Source organism: Microbacterium nanhaiense, from assembly GCF_014646015.1.
In the GTDB taxonomy this organism is placed as follows: Bacteria; Actinomycetota; Actinomycetes; order Actinomycetales; family Microbacteriaceae; genus Microbacterium; species Microbacterium nanhaiense.
Genome location: NZ_BMMQ01000005.1, coordinates 262,945 through 272,022, shown reverse-complemented (window position 1 = coordinate 272,022; position 9,078 = coordinate 262,945). Strand labels below are relative to the sequence as shown.

Genomic DNA, 9,078 nt, shown 5'->3' with positions numbered 1-9,078 from the left:
CCGGGGCAACTTCCCTACGCCACCACCACAATCTCTCGTTTAGGCGACAAGAGACAAACTTACCGGCCCATTCTGAATGAAACCTGAAGATCATCTCTTCCGAAACCCATCTCCTCTGAAGAGGATTTTGATTCCGTGTCGCCGTCTTGGGATGGGAGCCTGTCGGCTCAACCTCACCGCTTGGCGGCGACAAGGAATTACATTACGCGGATCCCGGGGGCCCAGCAAGCAGCCCCCACACCGGGCGTGTCGCGATCGCGTCGACCATCGCGGACGCGTCCCCTCCCCCGGCCTGGAACAGCCAGGACAGGATCGCGACCCCGCCGATCAGCACGAGCGCGAGCACCACGAGCAGGATGATCGCGCCGACGACGAGACCCTTGCCCGCCTTCTTGAGCGTGCCGGTCACCTTGTCGTTCTTGAGCAGCGAGCCGACGAGCTCTCGCCGATCGTCGATCGAAAGCGACCGGTCGTGGAGCCTCGCCATGAGGTTCTCGGCGTCGACGTTGCCGGCGTACTGCGCGAGAAGACTCTGCCTTCCCTCGCGCGTACGCAGGGCGCGCGACGATTCGAGCAGTTTCTGCGCCTCGGCGTCTTCGACGCCGTAGCGCTCCGCGAGACGCCCGGACATGTGCACGCCCAACTCCCGCATCGCGGCTCGTCGGCCGTCCTCGGTCGCGAGAGTCTGTGCGGATTCGACGACCTTGGCCGCTTCGGGATCGACCCCGTACTTCTGCGCGAGCTGAGCCGCCGCGCCGGCGCCCGCGTTCTCGAGCGTGCGCTGGCCTCCGTCCGCCGTGCCGACGTGCTCGGTGAACGTCTCGGGAATCTCGATCGCGACGCCGGCGTCGGCCGCCTTCTTCTCGAGACGGGCACGCATCGCTCGCGCCGCGCCGCGCCGCGGATCCTGTTCGGGTGCGCCGGCGGGTGCCGCCGGGCGCTGCGGTTGCTGGTTGTTGCTCATTCTCAGATCTCCCCTTCTTCCGCTCTCGCCCGGCGCAGCCGTGACGGTCAGCCGACGAACAGTCCCGCGAGCGCTTTCTTGCCGCGGCGCAGCACCGCGACACCGCCCGGCAGCGCGCCCTCGACCTGCGCCTCGTCTCCGGCGACCTTCTCGCCGTTGATCGTGACGCCGCCTTGCGCGATCGCACGCCGAGCCTCCGACACGGACTTCACGAGGCCCGTAGCCACCAGCGCATCGATCACCGAGGTACCGCTCGCGACATTCGCGTGCGGAAGCTCGCCCAGCGCCGACGCGAGCGTCGCCGCGTCGAGCGCGGCCAGCTCACCCTTGCCGAAGAGCGCCTCCGACGCCGCAATCGCCTTCTCCGTCGTCTCGAGACCGTGGACCGTCGCGGTGACCTCGAGCGCGAGGCGCTTCTGGGCGGCGCGACGGAACGGCTCCTCCTCGACCAGACGCGCGTACTCGGCGATCTCTTCACGGCTGAGGAAGGTGAACACCTTGAGGCGGTCGATCACGTCGCGGTCGTCCGTGTTCAGCCAGAACTGGTACATCGCGTACGGGCTGCACATCTCGGCGTCGAGCCAGATGGCGTTGCCCTCGCTCTTGCCGAACTTCGTGCCGTCGCTGTTCGTGATGAGGGGGGTTCCGAAGGCGTGAACGCTCGTTCCCTCGACGCGGTGGATGAGGTCCGTGCCGCTCGTCAGGTTGCCCCACTGGTCGCTGCCACCCGTCTGGAGCACGCAACCGTACTGGCGGTACAGCTCGAGGTAGTCCATGCCCTGCAGGATCTGGTAGCTGAACTCGGTGTAGCTGATGCCGGCGTCCGAGTTGAGCCGCGCGCTGACCGCGTCCTTCTTCAGCATCGTGCCGACTCGGAAGTGCTTGCCGATCTCGCGCAGGAAGTCGATGGCGCTCATCGGCGCCGTCCAGTCGAGGTTATTCACCATGCGTGCGGCGTTGTCGCCCTCGAAGCTGAGGAAGCGCTCGATCTGCGCGCGCAGCTTCGCGACCCACTCCGCCACCGTCTCGCGCGTGTTGAGCGTGCGTTCGGCGGTCGGGCGGGGGTCGCCGACGAGCCCCGTGGATCCGCCGACGAGGCCCAGCGGCCGGTGACCGGCCAGCTGGATGCGGCGCATCGTGAGGAGCTGGACGAGGTTGCCCAGGTGCAGGCTCGGCGCGGTCGGGTCGAAGCCGCAGTAGTAGACGATCGGCTCGCCCTCGAGGAGCTCCTTGAGCGCCTCGGCGTCGGTCGAGACGTGCACGAGGCCACGCCAGTTGAGTTCATCCCAGAGGGTGTCGAAGGAGTCGTCGAGCTTCTGTTCGGCCACGATCAGGTCGGAAGTCGTCATGGTGTCCGATCCTACTTTCCGGTGAGAGCGACGATCGCCTGCTGGGCGCGCTCGATGAGTTCGGCGCGCTGCTCGGCGACCCGGACGGGCGCGGTGCCGCCGGCGCCGGCGCGGCTCGCTACGGATCCCTCGATCGAGAGAACCTCGCGGACGCCGGGAGTGAGGTGCTCGGAGACGCTCGCCAACAGCTCGTCGTCGGCGTCCTCGAGACCGATCGAGCGCTCCTCGCAGGCGCGAACGAGGGATCCGGAGATCTCGTGCGCATCGCGGAACGGAACGCCCTGCTTCACGAGCCACTCGGCGACATCGGTCGCCAGCGAGAAGCCCTCGGGGGCGAGCTGCGCCATGCGCTCCGTGTTGAAGCGCAGCGTCGCGACCATGCCGGTGAATGCCGGAAGCACGAGCTCGAGAGTCTCGACCGAGTCGAAGATCGGTTCCTTGTCTTCCTGCAGATCGCGGTTGTAAGCCAGAGGCAGCGCCTTGATCGTCGCGAGCAGCCCCGTCAGGTTGCCGATCAGGCGACCCGCCTTGCCGCGCGCGAGTTCAGCGATGTCGGGGTTCTTCTTCTGCGGCATGATGCTCGAACCGGTGGAGTAGCCGTCTTCGAGCGTGACGAAGTCGAACTCTCGCGTGTTCCAGAGGATGATCTCCTCCGAGAGTCGCGACAGGTCGATGCCGATCTGCGCGGCGATGAAGGCGAACTCGGCGACGACATCGCGCGACGCCGTGGCGTCCATCGAGTTCTCGGCCGGCCGGTCGAGCCCGAGCTCGCGGGCGACGAGCGCCGGATCCAAGCCGAGCGTCGACCCCGCGAGGGCGCCGCCGCCGTATGGCGACACTCCCGCGCGCACGCGCCAGTCGCGCAACCGCTCGAGGTCGCGCACGAGCGGCCAGGCGTGCGCCTGAAGGTGGTGAGCGAGCAGCACCGGCTGGGCGTGCTGAAGGTGCGTGCGTCCGGGAAGGATCGCATCCCCGTGCGCCTCCGCCTGCGCCACGAGGGCGTCGATCAGCTGGAGCACGCCGTGCGCGATCACGCCCGCGTGGTCGATCAGGTACATGCGCACGAAGGTGGCGATCTGGTCGTTGCGGCTGCGGCCCGCGCGGAGGCGTCCGCCGAGCTCAGCCCCGACCTCGGCGAGGAGCGCCTGCTCCATCGCCCCGTGCACGTCCTCGTCACTTTCGCGCGGCAACAGCTCGCCCGAGCGCACCTTCTCCGCGAGACGGTCGAGGCCTTCGTGCATCTCGCGGGCGTCGTCGGTCGACAGATATCCGGCCGCCTCGAGCGCGCTGGCATGCGCGTGGGAGCCGCGGATGTCATACAGCGCGAGCTTCCAGTCGAAGTGGGTGGACTTGCTCAGCGCCTGAAGCGCGGGGCTCGGCCCCGATGCGAAACGGCCACCCCAGAGGGCGCCCTCGTTCGTGCCGTGCGGGGTCGATGCGGGATCCGTCGTACTCACGCGTTCCAGCCTATCCGGTACAACGCGTCGCGTCGGAGGCCGCATCGGCCCCGGCACCGTTACTGCTGGCGAAGCAGCCAGACGAGCAGCGCCTTCTGGGCGTGCAGGCGGTTCTCCGCCTCGTCCCAGATGACGCTCTGCTCGCCGTCGATGACGTCGGCGTCGACCTCGTATCCGCGATCGGCCGGGAGGCAGTGCATGAAGATCGCGTCGCTCGCGGCGCGCTTCATGAGGTCGGCCGTCACCTTGTAGGGTCCGAGGTCGGCGAGGCGGCGCGCCTTCTCCTCTTCCTTGCCCATCGACACCCACGTGTCGGTGATCATGACGTCGGAGCCCTCCGCCGCCGCGGCGATGTCGGAGGTGATCGTCACGGATCCGCCGGTCTGCTCGGCGATCGCCCGCGCGTCGGCGATGACGTCCGCGCGCGGCTGGTATCCCTCGGGGCTCGCGACGCGCACGTGCATGCCCGCCATCGCGCCCGCGAGAACGTACGAGTGGCCCATGTTCGACTCGCCGTCGCCGAAGAAGCTCATGGTGAGCCCCTGCGTCGAGCCCTTGTGCTCGCGGATCGTGAGCAGGTCGGCGAGCAGCTGGCAGGGGTGGAAGTCGTCGCTGAGCGCGTTCACGACCGGGACCCGCGAGTTGTCGGCCATCTGCTCGAGCCCGGACTGCGCGTAGGTGCGCCACACGATCGCCGACACCTGGCGCTCGAGAACGCGCGCCGTGTCGGCGGGCGTCTCCTTGCCGCCGAGCTGGCTCGACGCGGTGGTGATGATGAGAGGCGATCCGCCGAGGTCGGCGATTCCGACGGCGAACGAGACGCGCGTGCGGGTCGACGACTTGTCGAAGATCACGGCGACGGTCTGCGGACCTTCAAGTGGCTTCTCGCTGAAGCGATCCTTCTTCAGGCGCTCGGCGAGGTCGAGGATCTCGGCCTGCTCGGCCGGTGTGATCGAGTCGTCGCGGAGGAAGTGGCGGGTCATGAGGCGTTCTCCTGGCTGTGTGCGACGGCGTCGAGCGACGCGGCGAAGATGTCGAGGAATTCGGCGATCTCGTCGTCACCGATCGTGTACGCGGGTGCCAGACGAATGACGTCGGCGGCCGGTGCGTTGATGATGAGCCCGCGCTCGAACGCCGCCGCCGCGACCTCGGCCGCGACGGGGCCGTCGAGCACGATGCCGATCAGCAGGCCCGCGCCGCGCGTGTGCGACACGAGCGGCAGCTCCTGAACCTTCTCGCGGATCTCGGCCCCGCGCCGGGTCACGTTCTCGAGCAGCCCCGTGTCTTCGATGTGCTCCAGCACGGCGTTCGCGACGGCGCTCGCCAGCGGGTTACCGCCGAAGGTCGAGTTGTGCGTGCCCGGGTAGAACAGCGAACTCGCCTCGCCGAAGGTGATCAGGGCGCCGATCGGGAATCCGCCGCCCGCCGACTTCGCGATCGTGATCGCGTCGGGCGTGATTCCGAGCGCCTGGTGCGCGAACCACTCGCCGGTGCGACCGGATCCGGTCTGCACCTCGTCGAGGATGAGCAGCGCGTCGTGCTCCGTCGCGAGCTCGCGGGCGCGGGCCAGGAATCCGTCGGGAAGCGGAACGACGCCCGCCTCGCCCTGGATCGGCTCGGCAAAGATCGCTGCCACATCGTCCGTGAACGCGCGTTCCAGCGCCTCGATGGTCGGGTCGATCGCGACGACGCCCGGCAGGAGCGGGGCGAACGGATCCTGATACGCGGCCTTGGGCGTCAGCGCGAGCGCGCCCGTGGTGCGCCCGTGGAAGGCGCCGTTGAGGCACAGGATCGTGCCCTTGCCGCGCTTGTTGCCGTGCAGGCGCGCGAGCTTCAACGCGGTCTCGTTCGCCTCGGTGCCCGCGTTCGCGAGGAACACGCGGCCCTCGTCGCCGGTCTTCGCGAGGCGCTTGAGGCGCGCCGCGAGTTCGAGCTGCTGCGGCGTGGCGAAATAGTTCGACACGTGCGCGAGGCGCTGGGCCTGCTGCGTGACGGCCTCCACGAACACCGGGTGGGCGTGACCGAGGGCGTTCACGGCGATGCCGCCGAGGAAATCGAGGAAGCGATTGCCCTCGGTGTCCCATACGTGGGAGCCCTTGCCGCGTTCGAGGTTCGCGAGGCGTCCGCCGAGGCTCATGAGGTCGCGGGCGGCCTCGTCCTTCCAGTCGTGCGTCATGATGCCGAGACCTCCGTTCCGATTCCGTTGCTGGTGAAGAGTTCGACGAGGACCGAGTGCGGAACCCGACCGTCGATGATCGATGCCTTCTTCACGCCGTTCTGCACGGCGTCGAGGCAGGCCTGCATCTTCGGGATCATGCCCGATTCGAGACGCGGCATGAGTTCCGTCAGCTCGTCGGCCGTGAGGTGCGACACGAGAGAGTCGCGGTTCGGCCAGTCGGCGTACAGCCCCGGTACGTCCGTGAGGATGACGAGCTTCTTGGCGCCCAGCGCCCGCGCGAGCGCGCTCGCTGCGGCGTCGGCGTTGATGTTGAGCGTGTGCCCCGGGTTGTCGAGGTCGGGGGCGACGCCCGCGACGACGGGGATCCGGTCGGCGCGCAGGTGGTCGAGCACCGGCTTCGGGTCGACCTTGACGACGTTGCCGACGCGGCCGAGGCTCTCCTCGACGCCGTTGATCATCACGCCGCGGCGGCGGCCGCCGAACAACGCGGCGTCCTCACCGGAGATGCCGACCGCGAAGGGGCCGTGGGAGTTGATCTTCGACACGAGCTGCGGGTTGATCTGTCCCGTGAGCACCATGCGCACGACGCTGATCGCCTCGGTCGAGGTCACCCGATAGCCGCCCTTGAACTCGCTCGGAATCGCCAGGCGGTCGAGCATGTTCGAAATCTGCGGCCCACCGCCGTGCACGACGACGGGCTTGATGCCGACGTAGCGCAGATAGGCGATGTCGGCCGCAAAGGCGTCCTGAAGCTCCTCGGAGATCATCGCGTTGCCGCCGTACTTCACGACGACGATCTCGTCGCGGTACTGCTTGAGCCACGGGAGGGACTCGATCAGCGTCGAGGCCTTGAACTCCGCCTCTTCGGGGCTCGTCTTCTGAAGATCGATCGGTGTCATGAGGAATATGCGCTGTTCTCGTGGACGTAGGCGTGCGTGAGGTCGTTCGTCAGGATCGTCGCCGTCGCCTCGCCGACGAGGAGATCGATCACGACGTGCGTGTCCCGCGGGGTCAGGTCGACCTCCTCGCGCGGGCGGTCGGGGCCGCCCTGCGTGCACACCCGCACACCGTTCATGGTGACGTCGACGTTGTACGGGTCGAATTCCGCATCCGTCGTGCCGATCGCAGCGAGCACGCGGCCCCAGTTGGGATCGTTGCCGAAGATCGCCGTCTTGAACAGGTTGTTGCGGGCCACCGAGCGTGCAACCGTCAACGCGTCGTCTTCGTCGGCGGCGTGGCGCACCTCGATGCGGATGTTGTGGCTCGCGCCCTCGGCGTCGCCCATGAGTTGTTCGGCGAGGTCGAGGCAGAGCGCGGTCAGCTCCTCCTGGAAGGCGTCGAGGTCGGGCTCGATGCCCGTCGCGCCGCTCGCGAGTAGCGTGACCTGGTCGTTCGTCGACATCGCGCCGTCTGAGTCGAGCCGGTCGAAGCTCAGCGTCGTCGCGCCGCGGAGCGCGGCGTCCGACTGCTCGGCGGTGAGCACCGCGTCGGTCGTGATCACGACGAGCATCGTGGCGAGGCCCGGCGCGAGCATGCCCGCACCCTTCGCCATTCCGCCGATGGTCCAGCCGTCGCGCGTGCGCACGGCCTGCTTCGGGATCGTGTCGGTCGTCATGATCGCGTGCGCCGCGCGATCCCCGCCGTCATCTGAGAGTTCGGCTACCGCCGCGGCGGCGCCGTCGAGCACCTTCCCGCGGAAGACCTCGTCGCCCGTGCCGATGAGGCCGGTGGAGCACACCACGACATCGCCCGCCGAGACGCCCAGCGCCTCGCCGACCGTCTCCGCCGTGAGGTGCGCGGTCTGGAAGCCGAAGGACCCCGTGAAGCAGTTCGCCCCGCCCGAGTTGAGCACGACCGCCTCGATGACGCCGTCCTTCACGACCTGCTGCGACCACATGATCGGGTTCGCCTTCGCGCGGTTGGAGGTGAACACCGCCGCGCCGGTCTTCTGCGGACCACGGTTCACCACGAGCGCGACGTCGGGCTTGCCGGTTGACTTCAGGCCCGCGACGACACCGGCCGCCTCGAACCCCTGTGCTGCTGTCACACTCACGGCGCAACTCCGTTCACGGTCAGCGCCGTCGTCTCTTCGAGACCGAGCGCGATGTTCATCGACTGAATGGCGGCACCTGCGGTGCCCTTGGCGAGATTGTCGAGCGCCGTGGTGATCACGACACGATTCGCCGCGCGATCGATCGCCACGCTCATGAGCGCGGTGTTCGCCCCCACGACGTCCGAGATCCTCGGCTGAACGCCCGCGGGAAGGAGGTTCACGAAGACCTCGTCGCCGTATGCGCTCTCCCAGGCGTCCCGGATCTCGGCATCGCTCACGCCCTCCGCGATCTTTGCCGTCGTCGTCGCGAGGATGCCGCGCGCCATGGGCACGAGCACGGGTGTGAACGACACCCGCGGATCCACGGCGCCCGCGCCGCGGAGCGCCTGCTGGATCTCCGGGATGTGCCGGTGCGTGCCGCCCACGCCGTACGCGCTCGCGGATCCGAGCATCTCGCTTGCGAGAAGGTGCGGCTTGAGCGACTTGCCCGCCCCGGATGGGCCGACCGCGAGCACCGTGACGATATCGTCGGCGTCGATCACGCCGGCTGCGATGCCGGGCACGAGGCTCAACGACACGGTCGACGCGTTGCATCCGGGCGCCGCGATGCGGGTCGCACCCACCAGGTTCTCGCGTTGCTTCCAGCCGTCGACCAGGAGCTCCGGAACACCGTAGGCCCATGGCGTGTGGAATTCGCCGCCGTAGAACTGGTCCCAGGCGTCCTTGCTCGTGAGACGGTGGTCGGCGCCCGCGTCGACAACGAGGCCGACGTTCTCGAGCGCATCGGTGTACTGGCCCGACTGCCCGTGCGGGAGGGCCAGGAACACGATGTCGTGGCCGGCCAGCACCTCGGGGGTGGTGGGCTTCAGTTCCAGGTGCTTGAGAGAGCGGAGGTGCGGCTGATGCGCCGCCAGCGGATCCCCCGCATTGGAATGCGCCGTGACCGTGGTGATCTCGACATCGGGATGATTCGCGAGAAGCCGAAGAATCTCGCCGCCCGCATAACCAGAGGCGCCGGAAACGGCGACCGAATACGTCATGTTCTCTACCTTATTGCGCGATGAGCGGATGTCCGT

The 9,078-nt window shown here is 68.3% G+C and carries 8 protein-coding genes; all 8 read right to left on the bottom strand.

Annotation, left to right across the window (positions count from 1 at the left end):
* Positions 1-202: 202 nt before the first annotated feature.
* The 8 genes from IEX05_RS10155 to argC are packed head-to-tail and all read right to left on the bottom strand — an operon-like array spanning position 203 to position 9,042.
* Positions 203-964 carry a hypothetical protein gene (locus IEX05_RS10155; protein ID WP_188701474.1) on the bottom strand — a complete coding sequence of 254 codons (762 nt, stop codon included), beginning with the start codon at positions 962-964 and terminating at the stop codon, positions 203-205.
* A 47-nt stretch (positions 965-1,011) separates the two neighbouring features.
* Complete coding sequence (gene tyrS / locus IEX05_RS10150; RefSeq protein WP_188701473.1) at positions 1,012-2,313, bottom strand: tyrosine--tRNA ligase; 1,302 nt, start codon at positions 2,311-2,313, stop codon at positions 1,012-1,014.
* A gap of 11 nt (positions 2,314-2,324) precedes the next feature.
* Positions 2,325-3,770: an argininosuccinate lyase gene (argH, locus tag IEX05_RS10145; protein WP_229661248.1), complete on the bottom strand. Its 1,446-nt coding sequence runs from the start codon at positions 3,768-3,770 to the stop codon at positions 2,325-2,327.
* A gap of 59 nt (positions 3,771-3,829) precedes the next feature.
* Entirely contained in the window at positions 3,830-4,753 is a 924-nt protein-coding gene (gene argF / locus IEX05_RS10140) for an ornithine carbamoyltransferase (protein ID WP_188701471.1), read from the bottom strand.
* Positions 4,750-5,946 carry an acetylornithine transaminase gene (locus tag IEX05_RS10135; RefSeq protein WP_188701470.1) on the bottom strand — a complete coding sequence of 399 codons (1,197 nt, stop codon included), beginning with the start codon at positions 5,944-5,946 and terminating at the stop codon, positions 4,750-4,752. Before IEX05_RS10135 ends, argF begins: the two co-directional genes overlap by 4 nt.
* Positions 5,943-6,848 (bottom strand): acetylglutamate kinase, encoded by a 906-nt coding sequence (argB, locus tag IEX05_RS10130; protein ID WP_188701469.1) that lies wholly within the window; start codon positions 6,846-6,848, stop codon positions 5,943-5,945. The genes IEX05_RS10135 and argB overlap by 4 nt, the downstream gene beginning before the upstream one ends.
* Complete coding sequence (gene argJ, locus IEX05_RS10125) at positions 6,845-8,002, bottom strand: bifunctional glutamate N-acetyltransferase/amino-acid acetyltransferase ArgJ (RefSeq protein WP_188701468.1); 1,158 nt, start codon at positions 8,000-8,002, stop codon at positions 6,845-6,847. The genes argB and argJ overlap by 4 nt, the downstream gene beginning before the upstream one ends.
* Positions 7,999-9,042 carry an N-acetyl-gamma-glutamyl-phosphate reductase gene (gene argC, locus IEX05_RS10120; RefSeq protein ID WP_188701467.1) on the bottom strand — a complete coding sequence of 348 codons (1,044 nt, stop codon included), beginning with the start codon at positions 9,040-9,042 and terminating at the stop codon, positions 7,999-8,001. The genes argJ and argC overlap by 4 nt, the downstream gene beginning before the upstream one ends.
* Positions 9,043-9,078: the final 36 nt, after the last annotated feature.